The sequence below is a fragment of the Nocardia sp. XZ_19_369 genome (assembly GCF_015355715.1).
In the GTDB taxonomy this organism is placed as follows: Bacteria; Actinomycetota; Actinomycetes; order Mycobacteriales; family Mycobacteriaceae; genus Nocardia.
Map to the genome: position 1 here is coordinate 205893 of NZ_JACVED010000006.1, position 25731 is coordinate 231623.

The following is a 25731-nucleotide window of genomic DNA, read 5'->3' on the forward strand; positions in this document are numbered from 1 at the left end:
ATCCGGAAATGATGCCGTCTTGATCACGGGCGCGCCGGTCGATCAGGACAGTCCGTGCTGGTCCAATGCGTCGAGCAGACCGGACGGGCGTTCCGCGGTGGGCAGCGGGTCTACCAGGGCGAATCGGCAGCCGAGCGCGGTCGCGCCGCCGTCCGCCTCGGCGCTGTCACCGACCATCAGGGCTGCGGCCGGGTCGACGCCGAGTTTGTCGAGAGTGGCGGCGAAAATTCGGGGATCGGGTTTCACCGCGCCGATCTCGAAGGAGAGGGCGAACGCGTCGATGTATCGGTCCCAGTTCCGGGTGGTGAAGGCGGGGCGGATGTCGAACGCGATGTTGCTCACCACGCCGACCTGAATGCCTTGAGCCGCAAGCGACGTCAGCGCTTCGTCGACGTCGGGGTAGGGCGTCCAGGACATCGGATCGATCAGGCGGCCGTAGAGGACGGCGGCTTGGTCGTCGGTCGGTACGCCGGACTTGCGCAGGACCTCGAGGTAGGCGCGCCGATGTAGCTTCGGGTCCAGGTCACGGTTGTCCCAGGCGTGCTGGCCGTCGGCGTCGAAGTGCACCAGCTGGCCGACCGGTGCGGTCATCCTGCGCAGGATCTCGGCCTTCTCGTGCACATCGAAGGGGCGGCCGTCGGCCGCGACCAGATCCGCACCCCAGGATTCGTCCTCCTCCAGTCGAAACAAGGTTCCGGAATAGTCGAAGAGCACCGCTTCGATGGTCACCGGATCAGCCTACCGACCGGTCCGACGTGCCCGGAGTCGTCGCAGGTCACGAGGGTGACGGGCGGATATGTGGTGGCGCGCAATCGAGTTCGTCGTCGTCACGCGTGCCTCGTTGTGCCGGAAAGAACCCCTTCGATGCGCCGATCCCCGTCCGGCACTGGTATCGCCGGACTCCCCCGGCGTTGGTCGGACAAACTCTCCCCCGGTGTCGGCGCCGAGCGTTAGAGTCCCCCCATGAGGCGCGCGCGAGGAACGTGGACGGGTGTGGCGGCTGTGGTGCTGCTCGCCCTCGGGACGGTCACGGCTTGTTCGTCCGACGAGGACAAGGCCGGAGCCGTCTGTGACACGGTGCCGAACGGGACACCGGTGGCCGCGACCTCGGCAGGCGCCACAGGCGGCAAGACCCAGGACATCAGCACCAACCCGGAGATCTCCACCGGCTACCGGTCGGGGATGACGGCGGTGCGCACCAAAACGTATGCGGTCGCGACGGCGAACCCGGTGGCCACGAAGGCCGCGTGTGGCGTGCTGCGCGAGGGCGGTACCGCCGCGGACGCGCTCATTGCCGCGCAAACGGTGCTCGGCCTGGTCGAACCGCAGGCTTCCGGCATCGGTGGCGGCGCGTTCCTGATGTACTACGACGCCAATACCAAGACCGTGGACGCCTATGACGGGCGAGAGGTCGCACCCGCCGCTGCCACCGAGAACTACCTGCGCTGGGTCAGCGACACCGAGCGGACCGAGCCGAAACCGAACACGCGCGCCAGCGGCCGATCCATCGGCGTGCCAGGGGTTTTGCGGATGCTGGAGATGGCGCACCGCGACCACGGCAAGACCGGATGGCGGGAACTGTTCGACCCGGCCATCGACCTCGCCGATCGCGGGTTCCCGATCAGCCCCCGCTTCGCCGGGCAGATCGCGGAGTCCGCCAAGGATCTGGCGCTCGATGAGGCAGCGAAGGCGTACTTCCTGAATCCCGACGGCACGCCCAAGCCCGCGGACACCATGTTGACCAACCCGGCGATGGCGAAGACCTTGGGCGCCGTCGCGACCGAAGGCGCCCAAGCCTTCTACACCGGCGCCATCGCGGCCGACATCGTCGAAGCGGCCACCTCCGCATCCGGCGGCCGCACCCCGAGCCTGATGACCACCGCCGACCTGGCGAACTACCAGGCGAAGAAGCGCACCGCGCTGTGCACCAGCTATCGAGCGCACGAAATCTGCGGCATGCCGAACCCGTCGTCGGGCGGCAGCACCGTCGCCGCCACCCTCGGCATCCTGGAGAACTTCGACCTCGCCGCGCTGCCGCCGGACAACCTCGGTTCCGGTTCCGACGCCCGCAACGGCGGCAAGCCGAAGGCCGACGCCGTCCATCTCATCGCCGAGGCCGAACGCCTCGCCTACGCGGACCGCAACAAGTACGTGGCCGACTCGGACTTCATTCCGCTGCCGGGCAATTCGCCGCAGACCCTGGTGGACAAGAACTACCTGAAGCAGCGCTCCGCACTGATCGACCGCGGCCGCAGCATGGGCACCGCACAGCCCGGCGATTTCGGTCCCGTCCCGCTCGGCGTCGGCGCGCAGCCGCCCGAGCACGGCACCAGCCACATCTCGGTGGTCGACAAGTACGGCAACGCCGCGGCCATGACCACCACCGTGGAATCCGCGTTCGGCTCGTTCCACCTGGTCAACGGTTTCGTGCTGAACAACCAGCTCACCGACTTCTCCGCAGACCCGCTCGGCACCGACGGCGCACCCGTCGCCAACCGGATCCAGCCCAACAAGCGCCCGCGCAGCTCGATGGCCCCCACCCTCGTCTTCGACAAGGCCCCCGACGGTGCCCGCGGCGCCCTCACCCACATCGCCGGCTCCCCCGGCGGTTCGGTGATCATCCAGTTCGTCGTGAAAACCCTGATCGGCATGCTGGATTGGGGCCTCGACCCGCAACAGGCCGTCTCCGCCCTGTCGTTCGGCGCAGGCAACACCCCGTCCACCGGGGTCGGCGGCGAACACCCGAGCATCAACACCGCCGACAACGGCAACAACGATGCCCTGGTCATCCGCCTCCGCGAACTAGGCCACCAGGTCACCGTGGCCCCGCAATCCAGCGGCCTCAGCGCACTCCAACGCGACGGCGACGGCTGGATCGGCGGCGCAGACCCCCGCCGCGAGGGAGCAGTGCTCGGCGACACCCGCTGAGTCGTTATCTCACGACCAACGGGGCAGGCTCGACGCCGTCCTCGTCGCGCGTGTCGGGGGTTTATCTCGCGGTAGCGCTTCCGTTGCCCGTTAACCTGCAGTTATGCAGACCGGTGCGTTCGTCCTCGCGGAGGCTTTCGCCGAGGATCCGCTGATGACTTACTTCTGGCCGCGACCCGGGTTGCGGCAGCATGCGCTGCCGGCGTTCTGGGAATCGCGTATTGCCTCGCGCGCTGAAACGGGCATGGTTGACGCGGCGTGCGATGCGGATGGGAACATTGTCAGTGTCGCGCTGTGGGAGCCGCCGGGGGTTATCTCCTCGATCGCGAAGCCTTTCACCCTGTTCCGGGCGTTGAAGGGCAGTCTTCCTCGAGCACTCGCGGCCTCCCGCCAGATCGAAGACGTCCGACCCGATACACCCCATTTGTATCTCGCTGCCGTCGGTACGCACCCGAATTGCCAGCGGCAGGGCTTCGCGTCGTCCCTGATCGAGCAGCGGCTGGCCGGCTCGACCGAGCCCTGCTTCCTGATCTCCAATTCCCGTGCGGCCTGCCCGTTCTTCGAACGCTTCGGCTTCAAGCGGCAGGGCGAGCTGTCCATCGACCACGGCCCGATCGTCTATCCGATGCTGCTATCCCGCTGAACCTCGACACAGGACGGCGCAATGTGAGCGCCACCGCTCATTTCTGCTCGGCGGTGTACTTCACGCCCAGTTCGCGGAGCCGTTCCATCGCTTCGGCGGCACGCACCTTGTCGTTGGAGCGGATGGCCAGCATGGGGACGTAGTCGTCGTTGACGAGTTCGAGCCGGGCCCAGGCTTTCCGGTCGGGGAAGGTGACGCCACGGACGGTGTCCCAGGAGAAGTCGTTGTCGCCGAGGATGTTTCGCACCGAAACGCCGGCGGCGCCGACACGCACTCGCGGCCGGGTGAGCAGCAGGACCGCGGCGGCGATGACCAGGCCGATGCCGATCATGGCTATCTGGTCGACGACGCGGAAGTTCACGCCGGTCGACCCGGTGCGCAGCCAGATACCGCCCGCAAGAAAGGCAGCGGCGATCACGACGGCGACGATTCGCGCATTGCGCACGGCACGGCGGGGCCGGATCTCGAGCTCCCACTCGGACGTATCGCCTTGTCCTGCGGCGGGTTCAGCGTTCCTTCGGAAAATGCGAGAGACCGGCATCAGTTACCCGCGCCTCCCCAAGCGACCCTGCGCCCGATATGGAGCCGCAAAACGTCCGCGACAGTCGCCGGTCCGATACGGGGAACCGCCGCCGAACAACACAGGCCGACCGCTGCACGGTGAGACCAGACCGCACCCACTACGCGGACTGCCGCAGCGAACGCAACGTCAGCGCGGCATCGAGCGCCGCGGCACACGCCTGCTCACCCTTGTTCTCGGCCGACCCGGGCAGACCGGCCCGATCCAGCGCCTGCTCCTCGTTGTTCGTGGTGAGCACCCCGTTCGCGACGGGCGTGCCCGCGTCCAGCGAAACCCGGGTGAGCCCGGCGGTGACCGCATCGCAGACGTACTCGAAATGCGGTGTGCCACCCTGGATCACCACGCCGAGCGCGACCACCGCGTCATGCGTGCGCGCCAGTTCCTGGGCCACCACCGGCAGCTCCATCGCGCCCGCGCAACGCACCACCGTGACGTGCAGGACGCCGGCGTCTTTGGCCACCTGTTCGGCGTTCGCCAGCAGGGTGTCACAGATTGTGGTGTGCCAGCGCGACGCGACGATGCCCAGTTTCAGATCCTTGGCATCCGCGAGCGCGAAAGTCGGTACGCCGGTACCGCTCATCGATGTCTGCCTCTCCGTGAATTAGCGGGCGGTCTCGCCCAGATCGATGTCGTCGAGCCCGATCAGATCGTGGCCCATCCGGTCGCGCTTGGTCCGCAGGTAGCGCAGGTTTTCGGCGTTGGCGCGCAACGGCATCGGCACCCGGTCGGTGATCCGCAGACCGTAGCCGTCCAGGCCGACCCGCTTGGCCGGGTTGTTGGTGAGCAGCCGCATCGACCGAATCCCGAGGTCCACCAGGATCTGTGCGCCGGTGCCGTAGTCGCGGGCGTCGGCGGGCAGCCCGAGTTCCAGGTTCGCGTCGACCGTGTCGTGGCCGGAATCCTGCAACTGGTAGGCCTGCAGCTTGTGCATCAGCCCGATGCCGCGGCCCTCGTGCCCGCGCATGTACAGCACCACGCCGCGGCCTTCCTGGGCCACCATTTCCAGCGCAGCATCCAGTTGCGGACCGCAGTCGCAGCGCAGCGAACCGAACACATCGCCGGTGAGGCACTCGGAGTGCACCCGCACCAGCACGTCCTCGCCGTCGGCGAGATCGCCGCGCACCAGCGCGACATGCTCGACCTCGTCGTAGATGCTCTGGTAACCGACGGCCATGAATTCGCCGTGCGCCGTGGGGATCCGCGCCTCGGCGACGCGCACCACGTGCTTCTCGTGCTTGCGGCGCCACGCGATCATGTCGGCGATGGAGATGAGCGCGAGGTTGTGCTCGTCGGCGAAGACGCGCAGTTCCTCGGTGCGGGCCATGTGGCCCTCGTCCTTCTGGCTGACGATCTCGCAGATCACGCCCGCGGGACGCAGTCCGGCCATGCGGGACAGGTCGACCGCGGCCTCGGTGTGGCCCGGCCTGCGCAGCACGCCGCCGTCCTTCGCGCGCAACGGCACCACGTGGCCGGGGCGGGTGAAGTCGTCGGCCTTCGCCTCGTCGGAGGCGAGCAGTCGCATGGTGGTGGCGCGGTCAGCACCCGAGATGCCGGTGGTGATGCCCTCGCGGGCGTCGACCGACACGGTATAGGCGGTGCCGTGCTTGTCCTGGTTCATCGCATACATCGGCGGCAGGCCCAGCCGATCGCAGTCGTCACCCGTCAGTGGCACACAGATGTAACCGGAGGTGTAGCGAATCATGAAGGCCACCAGCTCCGGGGTGGCCTTCTCCGCCGCGAAGATGAGGTCGCCCTCGTTCTCGCGGTCCTCGTCGTCGACGACGACTACGGCCTTACCGGCGGCGATGTCGGCGACTGCGCGCTCGATGGTGTCGAACCTGGTCACGTCTGTTGTGCTCCATCTCGAATTAGGTCCGCCCCTACACTACTGTGTCGATCTGCAGCACCTGCGGCGCTGCGTGTTCGCGGCCCCCTCAGCCTTACGTCCGAGCGGCCGAGACTCGCGCCTGCGGCGCATGCGCTTCGTCCACTCGGACGCAAGGCGGGCCGCGAACGGCGCTCGAAAGCCTCGCGCGTGTCAGTCACCTTTGCTGGCCATCGAACGATCCCAGCTGCACGATCGATGCTTTTCACCCGCGCTGCTGCAGGCGCTCCACGTACTTCGCGATAACGTCCACCTCCAGATTGACGGTGGTGCCGACGGTGGCAAAGCCGAGATTTGTCAGGGCAAGCGTGGTGGGGATGAGCGAGACCTCGAACCAGTCGCCGCTGCCCGCCTCCGCGGGCTCGTCGGCGACGCCGAGGCCGGAGACGGTGAGCGAGATGCCGTCGACGGTGATCGAGCCCTTCTCCACCACGTAGCGGGCGATCTTGTCGGGCAGCGAGATGCGCACCACGTCCCAGTTCTCCGAGGGGGTGCGGGAGAGCACGGTGCCGGTGCCGTCGACGTGGCCCTGCACGAGGTGTCCGCCGAGCCTGCTGTTCAGTGCGGCGGCCCGTTCCAGGTTGACCTTCGATCCGGTGTCCAGCTTGCCGATGCTGGAGCGGTCCAGCGTCTCCTGCATCACGTCGACGGTGAACGAATCGCCGCCCACCAGCTCGACGACGGTCAGGCATACGCCGTTCACCGCGATCGAATCACCGTGCCCGGCATCGGAGGTCACCAGCCCGCCCCGGATCGTCAGCCGGGCGGCGTCGGCCAACCGCTCGGTGGCGACGATCTCGCCCAGCTCCTCGACGATGCCTGTGAACATGCCATGACTCCCTGTCGTTGTCCCCGGTTGCGGAACAGCCCGGCCGCGACGGGTATTCCCGCCGGTCGATGCCCTTCGCTCAGCTTAACGACGGTCGGTCGTAGCCGACAGCACGGTTCCGCTCAAAGAGCCAGCAGACCGTGTCCCGGCAACCGCCGAAGGAAGCAGACCGTCAGCCGGGCGACATGCGCGTAGGCAAACGATCAATAAAGAATTGATGCCGAATTCAATTCAATGGTGCGGATATTTCGACTTTTTCAGGTCGACAATGATTAATGAGCCGCGATATGGATACCACCAGTTTGCGTTTTGCACACTTCCGGCAAACCCACGAGCACTGTTCATACCCAGTTGCCGCTCACTTTTAACATTTGCTTGCGCCGTGACCGAAATAGCAGCAATATTGTTATGTAGCTGATTCCTATCGTTCACCGAACAGTTCGACGAGGAACCGTTAGACCTGGTGAGGCACGTGATGTCACCGGGAAGTTCGACCGAAGGATTGTCCACCACTCACGGAAGCAACGAAACCACAGTGGGTCTAATCAAGTTCTACACAGTTGGGGGCGCGGCGTGACCACTCTGCTCGATTCGACGCTGGAAGTTCGCTGCGTGCAATACCAGCGCGAATTGCACCTGCCCGCCTCGATCGATCCCACCTCGCGACGCATCCTGTTGCACATCGGCCGTCATTACGGTGCCCTCACCATGCCCGCCGACCTCGGCGAACGGGTGCAGCAGCGGCTCGAACAGGCCGCCATCGCGGGACCGGTCCTCGATCATCCCCGCGCCCAGCGCTGGACCTTCCTGACCGGACCGTACCGGCCGGACACCCTGACCGCCGCGGTCTCCGCCGAGCTGTTCCGGCTGTACGCGACGGTGGCCTGCACCGGCAGCCAGATCGTGCTCCCCTCGCCCGACGACGAGCACACCGGCTACCGCACCTGGATCCGCTCCCCCGCAACCGCGACCACCCGACCGCCGCTCAACGCGGTGATCGAGGCGACCCGGGCGATCGGCGCCCGCAAAACCCGCGCGCTGTAAGCGAATTCGCCGGGACAGACCGCGCTCACCCCGGCACCGCTCCACGGGCCGATCGACGCCACTCGCGCGAACGTTGCGCAAAACTGCGCGCAGCTAGCGATCGACCACTCAGCCCGCGCGCACCACGGCGGCTTGCCTGCGCAGCGACTCGACGGCGGCCTGGGGATCGGCCGTGTTGTACACCGCGGACCCGGCGACGAAGCAGTCGATGCCCGCCTCCGCTGCGGCCTCGATCGTGTCGGTGTTGATCCCACCGTCGATCTCCACCAGCAGTCGCAGCTCGCCCGCGTCCACCAACCTGCGCACCGTGCGCGCCTTCTCCAGCACGTCGGCGATGAACGACTGTCCGCCGAAGCCGGGCTCGACGCTCATCACGAGGAGAGTGTCGAACGAGCGCAGGATCTCCAAGTACGGCTCGATCGGTGTGTTCGGCTTCACCGAGAGTCCGGCCTTGGCCCCGGCCGCGCGGATATCGCGGGCCACCGCGATCGGGTCGTCGGTCGCCTCGGCATGGAAGGTCACATTGTGCGCGCCCGCCTCGGCGTACGGCGGCGCCCACCGGCCCGGATCCTCGATCATCAAGTGGCAGTCGAGGGGGATGTCGGTCGCCTTCAGCAGGCTCTCCACGACGGGGAGGCCGAGCGTCAGGTTCGGCACGAAATGCGCGTCCATCACATCGACGTGTAGCCAGTCGGCCCCCGCGACCGCCTGGGCCTCGTCCGCGAGGTGGGCGAAGTCGGCGGACAGGATGGAGGGGGCGATCATCGGAGCGGCCGGGCGCGCGTAAGTCGGGGTGGACACAACGTCGCAGTCTATCGGTAGTGTGGGTTGCCCAGCGCGGGAGTGGGTAGCCTGCATAGGGTGATCAACATTTCGGCGGAACAGGGGCTGTACAGCACCCCGGTGGAGATTCGGGTGGCCGCATCGGTCACACAGCTGCCCATCGTTCGTGGGCTCGCCGAAACTCTCGTCCTACTAAGCGATTTCACGCTGGACGAGGTGGCCGACATCCGGCTGGCCGTCGACGAGGTCTGCTCGACCCTGATTGCCGTCGCCGGACCCGACACCAGCCTGAACTGTCGATTCACCGTGGGCGAGACCGAGTTGCTGGTCCGCGTCAGCGGAATCGCGGGCAAGGCGGGTTTACCCGATCAGCGCAGCTTCGGCTGGCATGTACTGCGCACCCTCACCGATGAGGTACAGGCAACACAGGATTCGTTCGATTCGACGGTTTCCGGATATCCGACGACGGTCGAGTTCCGTCGGGTCCGGGGGAAAGCGTAGTGGCGGACGAGGACACCGTGTTCGACTCCGATCGCGACGACAACGCCGACACCGTTACCGACAAGACGGATCCCGCCACCGAGAAGGCCGACGACGCGGAGAGCGCCGCCGAAGACGCGGACGATGTCAGCACCGAGGATGCCGTCGAGGAAAGCGAAACCATCGAAGCGGTCAAGACGGTCGCCAGCTATGACGACGTCGGGCTGCTCTTCGAACAGCTGGGTGCGAGCAAGCCGGGGACCGCGCGGCACAGCGCGATCCGGGCCGAACTGATCAGTCGCTGCATCCCGCTGGCCGATCACATCGCGCGCAAGTTCAGCGGGCGCGGTGAACCGTTCGACGACCTCACGCAGGTGGCGCGAGTCGGGCTGGTGCACGCCGTCGACCGGTTCGACGTCGAGCGCGGCTCGAACTTCCTGTCCTTCGCGGTGCCGACGATCATGGGCGAGGTGCGTCGCTACTTCCGCGACAACACCTGGGCCATGCGGGTGCCGCGGCGGGTCAAGGAGACGCATCTGCGGATCGGTGCGGCGATCGACGCGCTCTCCCAGCGGCTCGGCCGGTCACCGACGGCCAAGGAGATCGCCGCCGAACTCGACGTGGACCCGGACGAGGTGACCCAGGCCGTCATCGCGGGCAACGCCTACCAGCCGAGCTCCATCGACGCGGCCACCCTCGGCCGCGACACCGACGCTTCCCTGCTGGACACCCTCGGCGAGGAAGAGTCCCAATTCGACCGGGTGGAAGAGTATGTCGCGATCCGCCCGCTGCTGGCCGGACTGCCCGAGCGGGAACGCCGGATCCTCACCATGCGGTTCTTCGAATCGATGACGCAGACCCAGATCGCCCAGCAGATGGGTATCTCGCAGATGCACGTGTCGCGCATCCTCGCGAAAACCCTTGCGCGGCTTCGGGAACAGTCGAGCCGGGAGTAACGGGCTCAACCCTTGGCGGACGCTCGCTGCTTGCGCACCTTCGGCGGAGCGGTGAGCCACCATGCGTCGTCCAGCATTTCGCGGAGCTGTTCGCGGGCGACGCGTTCGAGATCGATGAGGATGAACGGGTGTCCGTCGTAGTGCGGGGTGGTGTAGAACGCCGGATCGCCGGAGGCCAGCAGCGCCTCCTTCTCGGCGGGATCACACACCAACGCCAACCCGCCCTCGGCGTCGACGCGTAACCGGCCGAAGCCCTTGCCGCCGACCTTCAAGGCTGGACTGTTCCACCATGTCGACTCTTCGACGCCGGGGAGTTCGGTCGCGAGGGCGACTACGTCTTGCCACGTCAGTGCCATGAACGTCAGTCTGCCCGAAGCGCCGGGGCAGGGATTGGACGAATGGAACCGGCGGGATGGGCGAACCCGAGCTGGACGAGTGATCATGGGGAACTGGTGCTGGCGAATCGCGAGAAGCCGCCGGCATCAGTTCCCCCTCGATCCTGCGGGTCAGGGTTTGCGGAGGGCGGCCATGAACATTGCGTCGGTGCCGTGGCGGTGTGGCCAGAGTTGGGCGGTCGGGCCGTCGCCGAGGTCGTCCACACCGGGGAGGAGGGGGCGGGCGTCGAGTTGCTCGGCGCCGAGGCGGCGGACCGCGTCGGCTACCACCACGACCGTTTCCGACAGGTGCGGTGAGCAGGTGGAGTACAGCAGGACGCCGCCGGGGCGGAGCAGATCCCATGCGGCGGTGAGCAATTCGCGCTGCAGGGTGACCAGTTCGGCGACGTCGGCGGGGGTGCGGCGCCAGCGGGCCTCGGGCCGACGGCGCAGTGCGCCGAGGCCGGTGCACGGGGCGTCCACCAGGATGCGGTCGTAGCCGGGGGTCAGTCCGCTGTCGCGGCCGTCGGTGACGTGCACGTCGACGGGCAGGCCGTGCACGGACTTGCGGACCAGTTCGGCGCGGTGCTCGGCGGGCTCGACCGCGTCGACGCGGAAGCCGTCGATCGCGGCGAGGGCACCGAGCAGGGCGGCCTTACCGCCCGGGCCGGCGCAGAGGTCCAGCCAGCGGCCGCCGTCCGGTCCGTTCAGCGGGGCGCGGGTCAGCGCGAGGGCGACGAGCTGACTGCCCTCGTCCTGCACCCCGGCCATGCCTTCGCGCACCGGCTCCAGTTTTCCGGGATCGCCGCCGTCCAGATAGACCGCGTAGGGCGACCAGCGGCCTTCTTCGCCACCGGTGACGAGCGCCAATTCCTCCGCGGTGATTTCACCGGGGCGGGCGACCAGGTGCACTGCGGGCCGGGCGTCATCGGCGGCCAGCGCATCGCGCAGCTCCCCCGCCCGGGCGCCGAGCGCGTCCGCGAAGGCCTGCGCGATCCACACCGGATGCGCGAATTCGAAGGCCAACCGCCCCACCGGATCCGACGGCGCGAGCTGCGCCACCCATTCCTCGACCGTCTTCTCCCCGGCGCGCCGCAGCACCGCGTTCACGAAACCGGCCTTGCCGGCACCGAATTCGCTGCGCGCGAGCGCCACCGAGGTATCCACCGCCGCGTGCGCACCGATGCGGGTCCGCAGCAGCTGATACACGCCGAGCCGCAACACATCCAGCAGCGGGCCATCGATCTCCGCGATCGGCCGACCGGCGCCCGCCTCGATCACCGCGTCGAGCAGCCCGCGCGAACGGCACGCACCGTAGGTCAGCTCGGTGGCCAGCGCCGCATCCCGGCCGGTGATCCGCCGCTCCCGAAGCAGTCCCGGCAGTACGAGATTCGCGTACGCGTCGCGCTCCCGCACCGCCCGCAAGACGTCGCGTGCGACGAGCCGAGGGGCGTCGGCGGTCTCGCCCGGACGCCCACCCGTGCTCGGTCCCCGATCCTTCTGGCCGCCACCACGTTTCGCCGATCCAGCTGCACGCCCCGCCGGATCAGTTGACCGCGAACCACTCTGGGTCGACTGCCCGCCGCGACCGGGTGCCGACCGGCCCGCGCCAGTCCCCGCACCACCTTTAGCCGATCCCGCGCTTCGCCCAGTGCCCGACCGCCCGGCCGACCCATCGGCCGCGCGCGCACCGCGCGGAGCCGACCCGCCCCGCGCGGACTCAGCACTGCCCGACCGCCCGGCCGATCCATCGGCCGCGCGCGCACCGCGCGGAGCCGATCCACCCCGCGCGGACTCAGCACTGCCCGACCGCCCGGCCGATCCATCGGCCGCGCGCGCACCGCGCGGAGCCGATCCACCCCGCGCGGACTCAGCACTGCCCGACCGGTCGTTACGCGGTCGACCGGAATCGCGAGACTCGTTGCCGCGCTTCCGCTCCGGCGTCGTCATGCGATCACCGAGCCCTGCGCGAATTCAACCGCTGTGCCCTGCGCGAGTCCGGTCACGCCGCCCTGTGCGAAACCAGCAGCCCCGCCCCGTGCGAACCGCGTTGACCCGCTGTGTGCGAAGCCGGCCGCCGCCCTCTGCGCGAAACCAGCTATCGCCCCCTGCGCGGAGCCGGCTGCGACAGCTCGGTCGGTTAGCGAGATCTTGCACCGTGCTGTCATGCTCCACCGCTCTCGTTGAGGTCGCGGCGCATCGCCACGGATAGGAAGGGGGCGGCGGGCCATCTTCGGCCGCGCCGGGGTTGTGCTGTTGGGGCGCTCGTTGATCTGCGTTCCACCACTACGCCCGGCGGCGAAAGCACGCTGCTCCAGATGCGGGGCGGCGTCGCCGTGGACGAACACCCACCGCATCGACCTGCCCGGACGATCGAGGATCGTCACTCGGCTACCGCGCCGGGCTGCCAACGCGCGCCGCGGCAAAAGCGTGGCGATTTCAGCGCGGACCACCTTCCGCCGCACCGATGTTCCCGGACGATCGCGAATCGTCACTCGACCACCGCGCCGGGCTGCAATCGTGCGCCGCGTGCCCAGTCGAGGGCCGCCATCATGCGTTTGCCTTGGGGCTGAACCTGATTCAGGCGAAGCGCCGTAGTTGCGGTGCCGACAAAGACACCGGACTTACGAACCTCGATGGTCCGGAGCGGCAGTTCTTCCTCCACCATTTCGACCGGACCGATCTTCAGGCGATTGCCGTCGACTTCCGTCCATGCTCCCGGCGCGGGAGTAACCGCACGGATACGGCGGGCGATGGCGAGCGCGGGCAGGTCCCAGCGGATGTGCGCGGCCTCGGCAGTGATCTTGGGCGCGTGCGAGATTCCTTCATTGGATTGCGGAACCGCTTGCAGGGTCCCGTCTTCCACGCCGTCCAGGGTCGCTTCGAGCAACTTGGCGCCGCTCACGGCGAGCCGGTCGAGCAGGGTGCCCGCGGTGTCGGTGACGGCGATCTTCTCGGTCACCGTGCCGAATACCGGACCGGTGTCGAGCCCGGCTTCGATCTGGAAGGTGGCCGCGCCGGTGATCTCGTCACCCGCGTCGATCGCGGCCTGCACCGGCGCCGCGCCACGCCACGCGGGCAGCAGCGAGAAGTGCAGGTTGATCCAGCCGAAGCGGGGGATGTCGAGCACCTGCTGCGGCAGCAGCGCACCGTAGGCCACGACCGGGCAGCAGTCGGGCGCCAGCGCGGTGAGCTGTTCGATGAACTCGGGCTCGGACGGACGACGCGGTGTCAGTACCGGGATCCCGTGCTCGTCGGCCAGCAACCCGACCGGCGACCTGGTCACCTTGCGCCCGCGCCCGGCGACCGCGTCCGGCCTGGTCACCACGGCGATCACCTCGTGGCGCTCGGATTCGATCAAGCGCCGCAGCGACGGCACGGCCGGTTCCGGCGTGCCCGCGAAGACGATGCGCATCAGCGACCCCGTCCGAACGGACCGGCCTGGCCCGCTCCACTCACCGATCGCGACGGACGCACGGTGACGCCCGCGCTGAACCAGTCGGATTCGCGAATGGTCCGCATCGCGTCCTTGCGCGCCGCCGGGTCGAGCCGATCGATGAACAGCACCCCGTCGAGGTGGTCGGTCTCGTGCTGCACGCAGCGGGCCAGCAGCCCGTCGGCGATGAATTCGACCGGCGCGCCGTGCATGTCGACGCCGGTCGCCTTGACCCGCAGCGCGCGCCGGGTGTCGTAGCGCACCCCCGGAATCGATAGGCAGCCCTCGGGCCCGACCTGCTCTTCGTCGCCGACGACTTCCCACTGCGGGTTCACCAGATGCCCCGCGGCGTCATGAGTGTCGTACACGAAAACACGCAACCCCACTCCGATCTGCGGTGCGGCCATGCCGACGCCACCATCGTCGTGCATGGTGTCGGTCAGGTCGGTCACCAGCTGCTGCAGTTCCCGGTCGAATACGGTGACCTCCGCCGCGCGGGCGCGCAGGATGGGATCGCCGAACAGGCGAACTGACTGAATGGTCACGGCAAACTCCCGGAGGCGGACGAACACGGTCGTCTCATTCTAGTGAGACGACCGAATGTCCCCGATCCACCAGCCCGAAGCTGGTAGAACTCCATTGCGGTCGGGCGGGGTGAACTGTCCCCCGCCCGGCCGCCCTGGTCAGGAGTTTCCGGCGATGATCACTTCGGGAATGCCGGTGCCCAACATCACCGGACTGCAGACCGGCGCCGGGGTGCTCGGGTCCAGCACGTTCAGCAGCAGCTGCTGCACGAACGGGTCGTACACCATGTGGAAGTGTCCGGTCAGGTCGATCGCGCAGCGGTCCTGCAGCGAGATGTTCACCGCGCCGGGGCCGCGCAGCGCGATATTGCTGTTCGGCTGGATCATCTCGTCGACCTTGCTGCCGATGGTCGTGTACTTCGGGCCGGGCACGGTGTCGCCGCCCGCGTTGAGTTCGACCATGACCGGCGAGCCCTGCGCCTGCTGCACCGCGGCGAGCGAGGTCACCCTGGCGAACGCCATCATCCCGCCCGGCACCGCGTCCACGACGGGCACCAGTCCGTACATCACCCCGCCGTAGCTCGGCGACGCCAGCCCGACCCACTGGCCGACCTTCGGCGCACCGCCGAGCTTGTTGACGTAGAAGCGGGTGACCGTGGCGCCCTGGGAGAACCCGACCAGGTCGACCTGGCTCGCACCGGTGGCCGCGAGCACCTGGTCGACGAACGCGCCGATCTGGTGCGAGCTGAGCACCACGTCCTCGGTGCCGTAGCTTTCGGCCCCCGGGGTGCCGCCGTAGTTGAGCGCGAAGACGCAGAATCCGGCGGCGGCGAGTTGCGGCGCGATGGCCGAGTAGTCCGAGTAGGCGCTGGAGTCGGTACCGTGTGCGAGGACGACGGGGCGCGGGTGGGCAGCGGTCGGCTTGCAGCCGAAGTTGTTGGTGCCCAACGGGACCACGTTGTCGTGGGTCTTCAGATAGCGGGCCGCGCCCAGGTGGTCGGTCTGCGGCGGGCCGGGCTGGGTGGGGACCTCGGGCGGCCGGTAGCCGGACGGCTCGGCCTGCGCCACACCGGTGCCGAGTATCGCTACGGCAACCAGCGCGGCGGCCAACACCGCCTTACCCAAGTGTGAAAATCCCCAAACCCACAAACCCCGAAACTGTCGCATCTCACAATGATCTACCGAACCCGCCTCAAATGTGCACTCTGACGCGGTGTTTCACACCCCGTTACTTTTCGGGGGTCTCGTCTTCAGCCAGAATTCGGTAAAGAGACTTTCTGGTCTCGGTGAGCAGCTCCGCCGCGCGGGCCGCCTGCGCCGGTGTGCCCGCCGCCGCGACCTGTGCGACCGCGCCCATCAGCTGGCCCACGAGTTCACGCAGGTCGATGGCCTGCGCGCCGACGTCTTCCTTGACGTCGGCCCACGGGTCGCCGATGTCGTCCCGATGCTCGGTGACGTACGCGGTGCCCGCCTCGGTCAGCTGAGCCGTCTTGCGCCCGGCGATCTTCTCGATGAGGACCAGGCCCTCGTCCTCCAGCTGTGCCAGCGCGGGGTAGATGGACCCCGGGCTCGGACGCCAGATGTCGTCGCTGCGTTCGCGGATCTGCTGGATGAGTTCATAACCGTGCATCGGCCGCTCGGTGAGCAGCAGCAGCACCGCCGCCCGCACGTCGCCGCGCCGGCCACGTCCGCCGCGGCCACGACCGCGACCGAAGTGCGGTCCGAAACCGGGCCCGAATCCTGGGCCGAAGCCCGGTCCGAAGTCGGGTCCGTGCCCGTGTCGTCCGCCGCGACGGAACCGCTGACGGGGGTCGAAGTCTTCGCCGCCCGGGCGCTGCCGGGGGCCACGTCGGCCGAAATCTCGATGTCCTTGGTGTTCCATGTAGGCCTCCTCAGGCTCTCGTGTTCGTTTCATATTATCGACGATATATCGTCAATGCATCGAACGCAAGAGTCCGGGAGCGTATTCCCGTGGCATCGAGGGCTCAGGAGGCCAGCGAGTCGATCCAGCGCGCCAGCCTCTCCCCTTCTGTCACCATCAGCTCCGGATCGCGGAAGGTGTTGGTGAGCAACGAGATTCCCTGGTAGGCGGCGATCAACGCGACGGCAAGCTCCTCGGCATCTGCGCGACCCATGGCCGCGAACTGCGCCTCGACCCAGTCGACCAGCTGCCGCATGACACCGGCGAGTTCGCGGTCCAGGCCGTCGGTGCGCTTGTCCAGTTCGGCGGCGAGGGTGCCCGATGGGCAGCCGAATCGCGCGGCCGTCTCACGTTCGTCGACCCAGCCGCCGATCAGGGCTTTGAGCCGGTCCTGCGGCGCGGGCAACTGCTCGAGCGTGGCGATCAGGCCGTTCAGCGTTTGGTCGTGGGCGCCGATCGCGGCGCGGACCAGCTGGTCCTTGGTTTTGAAGTAGTAGTAGACGTTGCCGACCGGCACGTCCGCGGCGTGGGCGATGTCGGCGATGGTGGTCTTTTCGACGCCTTGCTCATGGAAGACGCGGGCCGCGGCGGCGCCGAGCCGCTCGCGTTTACCACCCTTCGGGCGTTCGTCGGCTGCTGAGTTAGTCACGTAACTCACTATAGACAAGCTGGGCGTTCGTCGATTATGTTCGATTTAGTCAGTCAACTAACTCAAACGGAGAACAAGATGATCGTGGTTACCGGAGCAACCGGAAACATCGGCGCACACCTCGTGCGGACACTCGTCGAGGCAGGCCAGCAGGTCACCGCGATTTCGCGAGGCGGCGGGGATGTCGCGCTACCGGACGGAGTGCGCTCAGTGCGTGCCGACCTCGGCGATCCGGACAGCCTCGCCCCTGCCGTCGCAGGTGCCGAGGCGCTGTTCCTGCTCATCACCGGCGAGCAACTGGTCAGCGGCCCGGATCCCGAGCTGCCGCTGAAGGTCGCTGAGGCCGGTGGTGTGCGGCGGGTGGTGTTCGTGTCGTCGCAAGGGGTTGCCACCAGGAGTGATGCCCAGGGCTATGCCCGGTTGATCGCCTTCGAAGAGGCCATTCGGCGATCCGGGCTGGAGTGGACGATGTTGCGGCCCGCGGGTTTCTACAGCAATACGTACGCGTGGGCAGAGTCCGTGCGAGCCGAAAGGACGGTCGCGGCGCCCTTCGGTGCGGTCGGCTTGCCGTCCATCGATCCCGCCGATATCGCGGCTGTCGCTGCTGCGGCCTTGACCGAGGACGGGCACGCCGGTCAGGTCTACACCCTGACCGGACCCGAGCTCAGCACACCGCAGGAGCAGGCGGCGGCCATCGGTGCCGCGCTCGACGCACCGGTGCGATTCGTGGAATTGACTCGGGCGCAGGCATATACGGGAATGTCGCAGTTCATGCCCGGGCCGGTGGTCGAGCACACGCTGTCGATTCTGGGGGAACCGACCGCCGCCGAGCAGGAGGTCGGCCAGGACGTGCGGCGAGTGCTGGGCCGGGCGGCCGCGACATACGCCGAATGGGCCGAACGTAATCGAGACGTGTTCGCCTGATTACCGGGCGAGGTTGCCTGACCAGCGGCCGAGATTCGCCTGACCACCAGACACGGTTCGCTTGGCCGCCGGGCACGGGTCGCCTGGTCACCGGGCCACCGGGCCACCGGGCAAGGTTCATCTGGCCACCGGGTGAGATTCGCCTGACCACCAGACACCGTTCGCATGGTCACCGAGCAAGATTCGCATGATCACCAACACGGTCCGCCTGGTCACCGGCACGGTTTGCCTGGTCAGGTAGGCGCCGCCTGCTGAGTCCCGCACTGGCTCTCGGGATCCGCACTGACTTTAGGAGCCCGTAATCAGTGCGGATCCCGAGTGAGGGTGCGGCTATTGGGCTGTTCGGTTGGCCACCGTGTTGATGAGGTCGGCGAGTTCTTTCGGCTCGGACCACATGCGCCCACCAGACGAGACTCGCCTGCCCAACGGGCACGGTCCGCGTGGTCACCGGGCAAGGTTCACCTGACCGCCGGGCACGGTTCGCCTGACCGCCGGGCACGTTCGCCTCACCGCCGGCCAAGATTCGCCTGACCACCAGACACGGTGCGCCTGGCCTCCGGGCAAGGTTCGCATGGTCACCGGGCACGGTTTGCCTGGTCAGGTAGGCGCCGACTGCTGAGTCCCGCACTTGTTCTCGGGATCCGCACTGGCTTCAGGAGCCCCTAATCAGTGCGGATCCCGAGTGAGGGTGCGGCTATTGGGCCGTTCGGTTGGCCACCGTGTTGATGAGGCCGGCGAGTTCTTTCGGCTTGGGCCACATGGGCCCACCAGGCGAGACTCGCCTCGTCACCGGACGAGGTCTTCTACTCGACCTGGCCGAACGTTCGAATGTGCTGTTCCCCCTGACGGTCTCGGACGTCGATGCCGAGGCCGAGCAGTTCCTCGTCGAGTTCCTCGACGGCGAGCGGCTTTTCGTCGGCGAGTGCGCGCCGTCGAGCGCGCAGCAGGGCGTCGGCTTCCTTTCCGGTCTCGGGTCGGCCGTCGACCCAGCGAATGAAATCCGCGCCGAACGGGTCGTTCTGGGTCAGCCACGGATAGTCGTGATTGCGGAACGCATTCTCGATATCGGTGCGCCGCAGGTCATTTGCGCGGAACCGTGCGAGCCGGCGGTTGGTGTGATCGGTGAGCACCAGGTCGGCGTCCTCACGGAAGACGGCGGCGACGTGTTTGCGCGGCACGTGTTGTGCGCGACCCTCTTTGACCAGTTCGACGTGGTCGTCGGCGACGGTGAGGGTCAGGCTCTCCTTGCGGCCGATCTCGAAAAGCACCAGGCCCGCGCAGATTCCGAGGCACGCTGTGACCGGCACCAGCCAGACCGGCGGTACGGTCATTGCCACCTGGAGCGGACCGGGATCCAGGCCGATGCCGATCGCCCAGCGCCCGACCGGCGGTACCGCGAAGCCGAGGCCGCAGCCGACGGCCAGTCCGCCGATCACGAACAGCCAGCGCCACATCGAGGAGAAGCGCAGCACAGTGGGTGTGGAGGTGGTGGTCATGGGTGCTCCGTTTCGATCGGCCGCAACAGCCGGGATACGGTCGCGCGCACCAGCGGGCGCGGGTCACGCGGGTGATCGGGGTCGGCATTGAGGAAGGCGCCGTCGATGACGGCGAGAATCCAGCGCGCGGTCTCCATGGGTTCGAAGCCCGGGTCGATCTGCCCGGTGCGGATGCCGCGTTCGACCAGTGCGCCGAGCGCCTCGGCACTCAATCGCGCATCCTCCACAACAACCTTCGTCAGCTCCACGTCCTGACCGAGGCGACGCAGTAGCTCCACCATCAACCCGGGCGCCGCCGGGTCCAGCGCCTCGGCGGCCAGCGCTTCGACGATGTCGAGAATGGCGGCGAGACAATCGGTTCGGTCGATATGGCGGGCGATCACCGTGGCGTGCTGGGGAATCGACAGCTCGAAGATGGAGCGGAAGACGGCGGCTTTGTCCTTGAAGTAGTAGAAGACGCTGCCCGAACTCAGGCCTGCGGCGCGGGCGATCTGTGTGGCGGTGGTGCGTTCGTAGCCGTGCGTGGCGAACTGCTCGGCGGCGGCCAGGGTGATGGCGTGCCGGCGTTCGGCGACACGATTCGGATCGACAGTTCTGGCCATGGTCAGATCTTATCATTAACTGATCGGCCAGTTAAAGAATAACTACGAGAGACCATTGCTACGGTTGGCTGGTGGTGGATATCAGCATCGAGACCGAAGCCCAAACGGCCCAACGACTTCGGCGGGTCATCGCGGAAGCGGACCTCGACGTGCACGACGGCGTGTGGTGTTTCCGGGAGAGCCCACTGGCCGAGCCGCCGCAGTTGACGCCGCGGACGCTCGCCGTGGTCCGTGACGCGGAGAGCTGGAGCGCGCTCGTCCCGTTCGCCGAGGCCGAGGGCGCCGAGGTGGAGAAGTTCGGCCTGTTCTCGTTCCACTTCCCCACCGGGCTGGACAACAGCGGCTTCGTCGGCTGGCTGGCGGGCCACCTCAAACGCGCACTCGGCACCGGGGTGTTCATCGTCTGCGGCAGCAACCGGGACCGCGGTGGCATCTACGACTATTGGGGCTGCCCGGTCGAGTTGCTCGCCGCGGTCGAGCGGGAGATCGAGGCGCTGCGCACCGCCGAGAGCTAGAAGACGGGCGTGGTGCGGGCGCTCAGTTCACACTTGTTGCCGAAGGTCTTCTCCCAGGTGACCGACCTGCCCCGCCAGGTGCCGGTGGCCATGGCGGTGACCGGCTCGTAGACCTGCACGCAGACGGCGGTGGGATCGCCCGCGAGCTTGTCGAAGTTGCCGTCGGCCGCGGTCAGCGCAGCGCAGGCCGCGTCCGCGGCAGGATGCTCGCCGCCGGTGGGCTCGCAGGTGAGGGCGATGCGCGTCCCGGCCGAGCCCGGAGCTTGCGGGGAAACGGACAAGGTCAGGATCGACTTCGCCGGATTCGTGTCGTCGGCGGTGCAGGCTGTGGAAGTCAGGGCGACGAGCACAAAGCACACGGACGCTGAGGTGCGGCGGAGCGAAGGGGTCGTCATCGGTCCACTCAATCACGATGCGCAGCGCGTTCCCGTCAACTGCCTGCGAACTCGCCGCAGGGCGTGCCGAATTCGGCGCAGTGGCCCACCGCACGCTGGGCCGACATCCGTTGTGACGGGCAGTCGGTCGATTCAGCCGATCGCACCCCGGCGTTCCGGCGAGTAGCGCACTACGGCGGGCCTCCCCGACGTTCGCCGCCCCAATGTCCCACCCGCACCTAACCCGAACGTCGAACGGGACATGGCGGCCGATCTACTCGACGCCTGCCGCCACCATGTCCCACCCGCACCCAACCCGAACGTCGAACGGGACATGGCGGCGGGTCTGTTCCTTTGCCGCCGCCATGCGCCGCCTACGGCCAACAACTCACCGTCGCCCGTTGCCGCACAACTTTGTGGCGCACTTTCCGCACCAGGAATCGAGAGTCGATCCCGCCGCTGAGAGCGAAGCCTCGATCAGCCGATGTCTACCGGGTCGATCTGCACGCGCAGTGGCGCGTCCGAACGATGTGTACTGCGGATCGCCTGGGCGGCGGTGAGCGCGCGTGCCAGTGCCGCGCCGGACTTGCGGTCGACGCGCAGCAGGATGCGTTCGACTTCGGCGGGCGAATCGCCGGAGGTGAAGGGTTTGCGGGCGCCGTCCGGTAGTGGGACCGGGCCGAGGACGTCGACGTCGTCCGGAAGGTCGGTGGCGGTGAGCAATTCGTTGATGGATTCGGAGGTGCCGTCGACGGCGGCCATCCGCACGGCGGGCGGGAAGCCGACCTCGGCGCGGGAAGCCAGCTCGACCCGCGCGTGACCGACCGGGTCCCAGCGGACCAGGGCCTGCACGGTGGGGATACCCGGGTCGCCCATCACGATGACCTGACCGCGCGACCGGACCAGGGTCGCGGCGGTCATCCAGCGGCGCAACGCATCCTCGGACGCGCGGAGGTCCGCGCGGCCCAGCAGGGCCCAGCTGTCGAGCAGTAGCGCGACGCCGTAACCACCTGGCAGTACCGGTTCGGCACCGACGGTCGCGACCACGACCTGCGGGCCGGGTTCGACCGTGTCGAGCATTGCACCGCCGCCCGATCCGCGAATCGGCACACCGGGGAACGCCCGGCCGAGTTCCTCCGCGGTGCGCTGCGCGCCGATCACCACGGCACGCAACGCGCGCGACCCGCAGGACGCGCAGCGGAAGGCGGCCTCGGTGATGCCGCACCAGCGGCAATTCGGACTGTGCGCGGCGTCGCCTTGCGAATCACTGTGCCGCGCACGACCATCCGGGAGCGCGAGCGGTCCGTTGCAGTGCCGGCACCTGGCCGGGGTCCGGCATTTCGCGCAGGCGAGCGACGGGACGTATCCGCGCCGCGGCACCTGCACCAGCACGCCTGCGCCCTCCTTCAGCGCCGACCGCGCGGCCGCGTAGGCCACGCCGGGGATGCGGACCGCACGCGCGACCGGATCCCGCTCCAGCGCGATATCGGTATCGCCGGGCACGCTGATCCGCGGTGCCGCGTCCCGCACCACCATCCGGTCGGCGACCAGGTCGTGCGCCCAGCCGGACTCGACGACCGCCTGGATCTCGGCGGTCCGCGCGAAACCGGCCGCGACGAACGCCGCTCCCGTCTCGTGCGAGCGCAGCATCGCCACCTCGCGCGCATGCGGATACGGCGAGCGCGGTTCGGCGTAGGTGTCGTCGCCGTCGTCCCAGATCGCGATCAGTCCGAGGTTTTTCGCGGGTGCGAACACCGCACTGCGGGTACCGACCACCACCAGTGCCGTCCCGCGCAGCACCGCGAGCCAGCGCCGATACCGTGCGGCAGGTCCGAGGCCGGCGGACAGGCCGACCGCCGAATCCCCCATCAGCCGAGTGCATTCCGCCAGCACCCGATCCAGATCTCGCTGATCCGGCACCATCAGAATCGCGCTACGTCCGCGCCCGACCACCGAGGCGGCCAGTTCCGCCAAGCGGCGCGGCCAGTCCTCCCCCGGCAACGCCTGCCACGCCGCCCGTGGTCCCTTGCCTTGCTCCAGTGCGGTCATGAACGCCGGGCCGTGGATATACCGTCCCCACGGGCCGTGGTCGACGGTGACCTGCTGGTCGTCCTGGGCTGTCGCCGACCCAGACACAGGCTCGGCACTGTCGTCCGCTGCGGCTGTGGTTCGACTCGGGTCGGCCGCCGAATCCGCTGCTGTTTCCGCGGCATTCGAGGCGTTCGATTCCGGCGCGGCATCGGTGCCCGATGACACGGACGAATCTTCTTGCGTCCCTGCGGACTCAGCCTTCTCCGAGGGGGCGTCGGCCGAGCTACCCTCGTCTGCCGCACGATCACCGTTCACCGAATCAGCCACTCCACCAGCGGAATTCGCATTCGGCGGCACATCGGAGGACGACTGCATCGGAGGGGTAGCACCATCCGTGCCGGACGACACGGACGAGACATCTTGCGTCGCTACAGGATCGGCCGCGGCCGTCACAGCACCCTCGCGAAACTCCGGAGCGACGGCCGGATCGAGCGCGACGGAATCGGTCTCGATTCGATCCGAAACGGTGGTCGGGGATGCCGACTCCGACGACTGCACTGGCTCATTAACGCCTGCTGGCGTAGTCGAGACACGTTGCGCGGCAACAGAGCTCACCGCGCTGGCAGCACCGGCTGAGGCAGTCGAATCCACCGCCGGTTTATCCTCTACCGAATCAGCTTCGACCCCAGCCGAATCGGCAACCCCCACATCCGACGCCGACTTCACCTTCAGCGGGACACTCGCAGCCGAACCACCGCGCCGCTTCCCAGCCTTCGTCGCAGCCGACGAATCCTCTTGTGCGGCATCTGCTTCGGCAGATTTTTTCTTCGCCCCACCGGTTTCCGTGCGCGCATGCCTCGGCGGAATCGCCAACCGCAACACATCGGCACGAGTACCCGCATACCGGGCAGCCACCGCGGTAGCAAGCTGCAAAATCTCAGGCGTCAGCACCCGCTCACCGGAAACAACCCGCTCCAGCGCGACCAGCTTCCCACCGTGATCACTGTGCGTACGACGCTCCAGCAGATACCCGTCGACCAGCCGCCCCGCAAACCGAACGCGCACCCGAACACCCGGCTGCGCAAGGGCATCCAGTTCAGGCGGCACCAGATAGTCGAAGTCCCGGTCCAAATGCGCCGGAGACAGCAACGGGAGCACCCGAGCGATCGGGTGCTCCACGGCTGCGGGGCCCGCTGGCGGTACCCCCGGGATGGCGGGGGTGTCCGCCGCGGGTTTGTTCACTCGGGTGGCGTCGGCCTACAGGCCGACGGCCGCTCGCAGCTTGTCCGCCCAAATCGGATGGAGCCTCCCAGGGCAGGACGACACGCCCACACCGGCACCGGCCCCATCCCTACAGCCCGACGGCTGCGCGCAATTTATCTGCCCTGTCCGTGTGCTCCCAGGGCAGGTCGACGTCGGTGCGGCCGAAGTGGCCGTAGGCGGCGGTCGGTGCGTAGATCGGGCGCAGCAGGTCCAGGTCGCGGATGATCGCGCCGGGGCGCAGGTCGAAGACCTCGGAGATGGCGGCCGAGATGCGGGCCGGGTCGACCTTCTCGGTGCCGAAGGTCTCCACGAACAGGCCGACGGGCGCGGACTTGCCGATGGCGTAGGCCACCTGGACCTCGACGCGGTCGGACAGGCCGGCCGCGACGACGTTCTTGGCGACCCAGCGCATGGCGTACGCGGCCGAGCGGTCCACCTTCGACGGGTCCTTGCCGGAGAAGGCGCCGCCGCCGTGCCGGGCCATGCCGCCGTAGGTGTCGACGATGATCTTGCGGCCGGTCAGGCCCGCGTCACCCATCGGGCCGCCGAGCACGAACTTGCCGGTCGGGTTGACCAGCAGCCGGATGTTCGAGGTGTCCAGCGAGGGCAGCTCGAGGTCGGCGATCACGGCCTCGACGACCTTTTCCCGGATGTCGGGGGCGAGCAGGTTGTCCAGGTCGATGTCCGCGGCGTGCTGGGTGGAGATGACGACGGTGTCGAGCCGAACCGGGCGGTCGCCGTCGTATTCGATGGTGACCTGGGTCTTGCCGTCGGGCCGCAGGTAGGGCAGCACGCCCGATTTGCGAACCTCGGTGAGCCTGCGGGAGAGCCGGTGCGCGAGCGCGATGGGCAGCGGCATGAGTTCGGGGGTATCGGTGGTCGCGTAGCCGAACATCAGGCCCTGATCGCCCGCGCCCTGCTTCTCGATCTCGTCGTCGGACCCGCCGACGCGCGCCTCGTGCGAGGTGTCCACACCCTGGGCGATGTCGGGCGACTGCGCGCCGATCGCGATGTTCACACCGCAGGAGTTGCCGTCGAAACCCTTTGCCGAGGAGTCGTATCCGATCTCCAGCACCTTTTCCCGGACGATGCGGGGAATATCGGCGTAGGCGGAGGTGGTGACCTCACCGGCGACGTGCACCTGGCCTGTGGTTACGAGAGTTTCCACCGCGACCCGGCTGCGCGGGTCTTCCGCAAGCAACGCGTCGAGAATGGAATCGCTGATGGCGTCACAGATCTTGTCCGGGTGACCTTCGGTCACGGACTCACTGGTGAATAGCCGGCTGCCGGACGTGCGCACAGTTCTTCCCTCTCCCTCAACGGGTATTCCTCTGGTTTGCGACAGTAACGCGATGCCGTCACCCCGCAACCCTTCATCTCAGACTATGGCAAACCACTGACGTTCCGAGCGCCGAGAGACCTCTATCTCAGACAGTTCGTCGCCCGGACCCCCCGGGCACCACGGTGCCGATGGCTTGCCACTCGGATCATTAT

24 protein-coding genes and 2 pseudogenes are annotated in these 25731 nt (G+C 68.0%); 7 read left to right on the plus strand and 19 right to left on the minus strand.

Annotated elements, in window-relative coordinates; genetic code table 11:
- Window positions 1–42 precede the first annotated feature (42 nt).
- Window positions 43–729, minus strand: a complete 687-nt coding sequence (locus tag IBX18_RS23110) for an HAD family hydrolase (RefSeq protein ID WP_194835654.1) — start codon at window positions 727–729, stop codon at window positions 43–45.
- Window positions 730–963: 234 nt separating this feature from the next.
- On the opposite strand from IBX18_RS23110, the gene IBX18_RS23115 reads away from it, so the two are divergent.
- Entirely contained in the window at window positions 964–2928 is a 1965-nt protein-coding gene (locus tag IBX18_RS23115) for a gamma-glutamyltransferase family protein (protein WP_194835655.1), read from the plus strand.
- A gap of 103 nt (window positions 2929–3031) precedes the next feature.
- Window positions 3032–3571: a GNAT family N-acetyltransferase gene (locus tag IBX18_RS23120; protein WP_194835656.1), complete on the plus strand. Its 540-nt coding sequence runs from the start codon at window positions 3032–3034 to the stop codon at window positions 3569–3571.
- A 37-nt stretch (window positions 3572–3608) separates the two neighbouring features.
- Here IBX18_RS23120 and IBX18_RS23125 read toward each other — a convergent pair whose 3' ends face one another.
- The 4 genes from IBX18_RS23125 to IBX18_RS23140 form a co-directional block, all read right to left on the minus strand.
- Window positions 3609–3989, minus strand: a complete 381-nt coding sequence (locus tag IBX18_RS23125) for a PH domain-containing protein (RefSeq protein WP_306796371.1) — start codon at window positions 3987–3989, stop codon at window positions 3609–3611.
- Window positions 3990–4251: 262 nt separating this feature from the next.
- Window positions 4252–4731 carry a 6,7-dimethyl-8-ribityllumazine synthase gene (ribH, locus tag IBX18_RS23130; protein WP_135232025.1) on the minus strand — a complete coding sequence of 160 codons (480 nt, stop codon included), beginning with the start codon at window positions 4729–4731 and terminating at the stop codon, window positions 4252–4254.
- A gap of 21 nt (window positions 4732–4752) precedes the next feature.
- Window positions 4753–5997, minus strand: a complete 1245-nt coding sequence (locus IBX18_RS23135; protein ID WP_135232026.1) for a bifunctional 3,4-dihydroxy-2-butanone-4-phosphate synthase/GTP cyclohydrolase II — start codon at window positions 5995–5997, stop codon at window positions 4753–4755.
- A gap of 244 nt (window positions 5998–6241) precedes the next feature.
- Window positions 6242–6865, minus strand: a complete 624-nt coding sequence (locus IBX18_RS23140) for a riboflavin synthase (protein ID WP_194835658.1) — start codon at window positions 6863–6865, stop codon at window positions 6242–6244.
- A 573-nt stretch (window positions 6866–7438) separates the two neighbouring features.
- Between IBX18_RS23140 and IBX18_RS23145 the strand changes: the two genes are divergently transcribed.
- On the plus strand, window positions 7439–7909 hold the full coding sequence (locus IBX18_RS23145) for a hypothetical protein (protein ID WP_194835659.1): 471 nt from the start codon (window positions 7439–7441) through the stop codon (window positions 7907–7909).
- 108 nt (window positions 7910–8017) lie between these two features.
- On the opposite strand, the gene rpe is transcribed toward IBX18_RS23145, so the two are convergent.
- Complete coding sequence (gene rpe / locus IBX18_RS23150) at window positions 8018–8674, minus strand: ribulose-phosphate 3-epimerase (protein WP_194835981.1); 657 nt, start codon at window positions 8672–8674, stop codon at window positions 8018–8020.
- A 96-nt stretch (window positions 8675–8770) separates the two neighbouring features.
- On the opposite strand from rpe, the gene IBX18_RS23155 reads away from it, so the two are divergent.
- Together IBX18_RS23155 and IBX18_RS23160 are read left to right on the plus strand one after the other, a co-directional pair.
- The gene (locus IBX18_RS23155) at window positions 8771–9193 is read left to right on the plus strand and encodes an anti-sigma factor (RefSeq protein ID WP_107660671.1); all 423 of its coding nucleotides are present in this window, start codon (window positions 8771–8773) and stop codon (window positions 9191–9193) included.
- Complete coding sequence (locus tag IBX18_RS23160; protein WP_194835660.1) at window positions 9193–10128, plus strand: RNA polymerase sigma factor SigF; 936 nt, start codon at window positions 9193–9195, stop codon at window positions 10126–10128. Before IBX18_RS23155 ends, IBX18_RS23160 begins: the two co-directional genes overlap by 1 nt.
- Before the next feature lie 5 nt (window positions 10129–10133).
- Here the strand turns inward: IBX18_RS23160 and IBX18_RS23165 are convergent, their stop codons facing one another.
- The 7 genes and pseudogenes from IBX18_RS23165 to IBX18_RS23195 form a co-directional block, all read right to left on the minus strand.
- The gene (locus IBX18_RS23165) at window positions 10134–10484 is read right to left on the minus strand and encodes an MmcQ/YjbR family DNA-binding protein (RefSeq protein WP_107657928.1); all 351 of its coding nucleotides are present in this window, start codon (window positions 10482–10484) and stop codon (window positions 10134–10136) included.
- 150 nt (window positions 10485–10634) lie between these two features.
- A pseudogene (locus IBX18_RS23170) lies at window positions 10635–12050 on the minus strand (RsmB/NOP family class I SAM-dependent RNA methyltransferase); the annotation flags it as partial.
- Between the two features lie 943 nt (window positions 12051–12993).
- Window positions 12994–13917: a methionyl-tRNA formyltransferase gene (gene fmt / locus IBX18_RS23175; protein WP_194835662.1), complete on the minus strand. Its 924-nt coding sequence runs from the start codon at window positions 13915–13917 to the stop codon at window positions 12994–12996.
- Complete coding sequence (gene def / locus IBX18_RS23180) at window positions 13917–14483, minus strand: peptide deformylase (protein WP_194835663.1); 567 nt, start codon at window positions 14481–14483, stop codon at window positions 13917–13919. Before def ends, fmt begins: the two co-directional genes overlap by 1 nt.
- Before the next feature lie 138 nt (window positions 14484–14621).
- Window positions 14622–15629: an alpha/beta fold hydrolase gene (locus tag IBX18_RS23185; protein WP_194835664.1), complete on the minus strand. Its 1008-nt coding sequence runs from the start codon at window positions 15627–15629 to the stop codon at window positions 14622–14624.
- 61 nt (window positions 15630–15690) lie between these two features.
- Window positions 15691–16377 (minus strand): PadR family transcriptional regulator, encoded by a 687-nt coding sequence (locus IBX18_RS23190; protein ID WP_373889220.1) that lies wholly within the window; start codon window positions 16375–16377, stop codon window positions 15691–15693.
- Between the two features lie 70 nt (window positions 16378–16447).
- Window positions 16448–17032, minus strand: a complete 585-nt coding sequence (locus IBX18_RS23195) for a TetR/AcrR family transcriptional regulator (RefSeq protein WP_306796372.1) — start codon at window positions 17030–17032, stop codon at window positions 16448–16450.
- A 78-nt stretch (window positions 17033–17110) separates the two neighbouring features.
- Here IBX18_RS23195 and IBX18_RS23200 point away from each other — a divergent pair, with 78 nt between their 5' ends.
- A complete protein-coding gene (locus tag IBX18_RS23200) occupies window positions 17111–17956 on the plus strand; it encodes an SDR family oxidoreductase (RefSeq protein WP_194835666.1) in 846 nt (281 codons plus the stop codon).
- A gap of 803 nt (window positions 17957–18759) precedes the next feature.
- Here IBX18_RS23200 and IBX18_RS23205 read toward each other — a convergent pair.
- Complete coding sequence (locus tag IBX18_RS23205; protein WP_194835667.1) at window positions 18760–19452, minus strand: hypothetical protein; 693 nt, start codon at window positions 19450–19452, stop codon at window positions 18760–18762.
- Window positions 19449–20054: a TetR/AcrR family transcriptional regulator gene (locus IBX18_RS23210; protein WP_194835668.1), complete on the minus strand. Its 606-nt coding sequence runs from the start codon at window positions 20052–20054 to the stop codon at window positions 19449–19451. Before IBX18_RS23210 ends, IBX18_RS23205 begins: the two co-directional genes overlap by 4 nt.
- 71 nt (window positions 20055–20125) lie before the next feature.
- Here IBX18_RS23210 and IBX18_RS23215 point away from each other — a divergent pair, with 71 nt between their 5' ends.
- On the plus strand, window positions 20126–20569 hold the full coding sequence (locus IBX18_RS23215) for a DUF6196 family protein (protein WP_246181354.1): 444 nt from the start codon (window positions 20126–20128) through the stop codon (window positions 20567–20569).
- Here IBX18_RS23215 and IBX18_RS23220 read toward each other — a convergent pair.
- The 4 genes and pseudogenes from IBX18_RS23220 to metK all read right to left on the minus strand — a co-directional run bounded on the left by IBX18_RS23220 (window position 20566) and on the right by metK (window position 25537).
- Window positions 20566–20964, minus strand: coding sequence for an SSI family serine proteinase inhibitor (locus tag IBX18_RS23220; RefSeq protein ID WP_194835669.1), 399 nt, complete (start codon window positions 20962–20964; stop codon window positions 20566–20568). The two genes, IBX18_RS23215 and IBX18_RS23220, sit on opposite strands and share 4 nt — an antisense overlap.
- A 456-nt stretch (window positions 20965–21420) precedes the next feature.
- Entirely contained in the window at window positions 21421–23199 is a 1779-nt protein-coding gene (locus IBX18_RS23225) for a primosomal protein N' (RefSeq protein ID WP_194836024.1), read from the minus strand.
- 615 nt (window positions 23200–23814) lie between these two features.
- Window positions 23815–24186 (minus strand): annotated as a pseudogene (locus IBX18_RS42225) (primosome assembly protein PriA); the annotation flags it as partial.
- A 139-nt stretch (window positions 24187–24325) separates the two neighbouring features.
- A complete protein-coding gene (metK, locus tag IBX18_RS23235; RefSeq protein ID WP_107657937.1) occupies window positions 24326–25537 on the minus strand; it encodes a methionine adenosyltransferase in 1212 nt (403 codons plus the stop codon).
- Window positions 25538–25731: the final 194 nt, after the last annotated feature.

What these genes read in the sequence shown, in the direction of transcription:
- IBX18_RS23115 (WP_194835655.1), top strand. Translation starts at nt 964, where the DNA reads ATGAGGCGCGCGCGAGGAACGTGGACGGGTGTGGCGGCTGTGGTGCTG.
- IBX18_RS23120 (WP_194835656.1), top strand. Translation starts at nt 3,032, where the DNA reads ATGCAGACCGGTGCGTTCGTCCTCGCGGAGGCTTTCGCCGAGGATCCG.
- ribH (WP_135232025.1), bottom strand. Translation starts at nt 4,731, where the DNA reads ATGAGCGGTACCGGCGTACCGACTTTCGCGCTCGCGGATGCCAAGGAT.
- IBX18_RS23140 (WP_194835658.1), bottom strand. Translation starts at nt 6,865, where the DNA reads ATGTTCACAGGCATCGTCGAGGAGCTGGGCGAGATCGTCGCCACCGAG.
- rpe (WP_194835981.1), bottom strand. Translation starts at nt 8,674, where the DNA reads ATGATCGCCCCCTCCATCCTGTCCGCCGACTTCGCCCACCTCGCGGAC.
- IBX18_RS23165 (WP_107657928.1), bottom strand. Translation starts at nt 10,484, where the DNA reads ATGGCACTGACGTGGCAAGACGTAGTCGCCCTCGCGACCGAACTCCCC.
- fmt (WP_194835662.1), bottom strand. Translation starts at nt 13,917, where the DNA reads ATGCGCATCGTCTTCGCGGGCACGCCGGAACCGGCCGTGCCGTCGCTG.
- IBX18_RS23185 (WP_194835664.1), bottom strand. Translation starts at nt 15,629, where the DNA reads ATGCGACAGTTTCGGGGTTTGTGGGTTTGGGGATTTTCACACTTGGGT.
- IBX18_RS23190 (WP_373889220.1), bottom strand. Translation starts at nt 16,377, where the DNA reads ATGAAACGAACACGAGAGCCTGAGGAGGCCTACATGGAACACCAAGGA.
- IBX18_RS23200 (WP_194835666.1), top strand. Translation starts at nt 17,111, where the DNA reads ATGATCGTGGTTACCGGAGCAACCGGAAACATCGGCGCACACCTCGTG.
- IBX18_RS23205 (WP_194835667.1), bottom strand. Translation starts at nt 19,452, where the DNA reads ATGACCACCACCTCCACACCCACTGTGCTGCGCTTCTCCTCGATGTGG.
- IBX18_RS23210 (WP_194835668.1), bottom strand. Translation starts at nt 20,054, where the DNA reads ATGGCCAGAACTGTCGATCCGAATCGTGTCGCCGAACGCCGGCACGCC.
- IBX18_RS23220 (WP_194835669.1), bottom strand. Translation starts at nt 20,964, where the DNA reads ATGACGACCCCTTCGCTCCGCCGCACCTCAGCGTCCGTGTGCTTTGTG.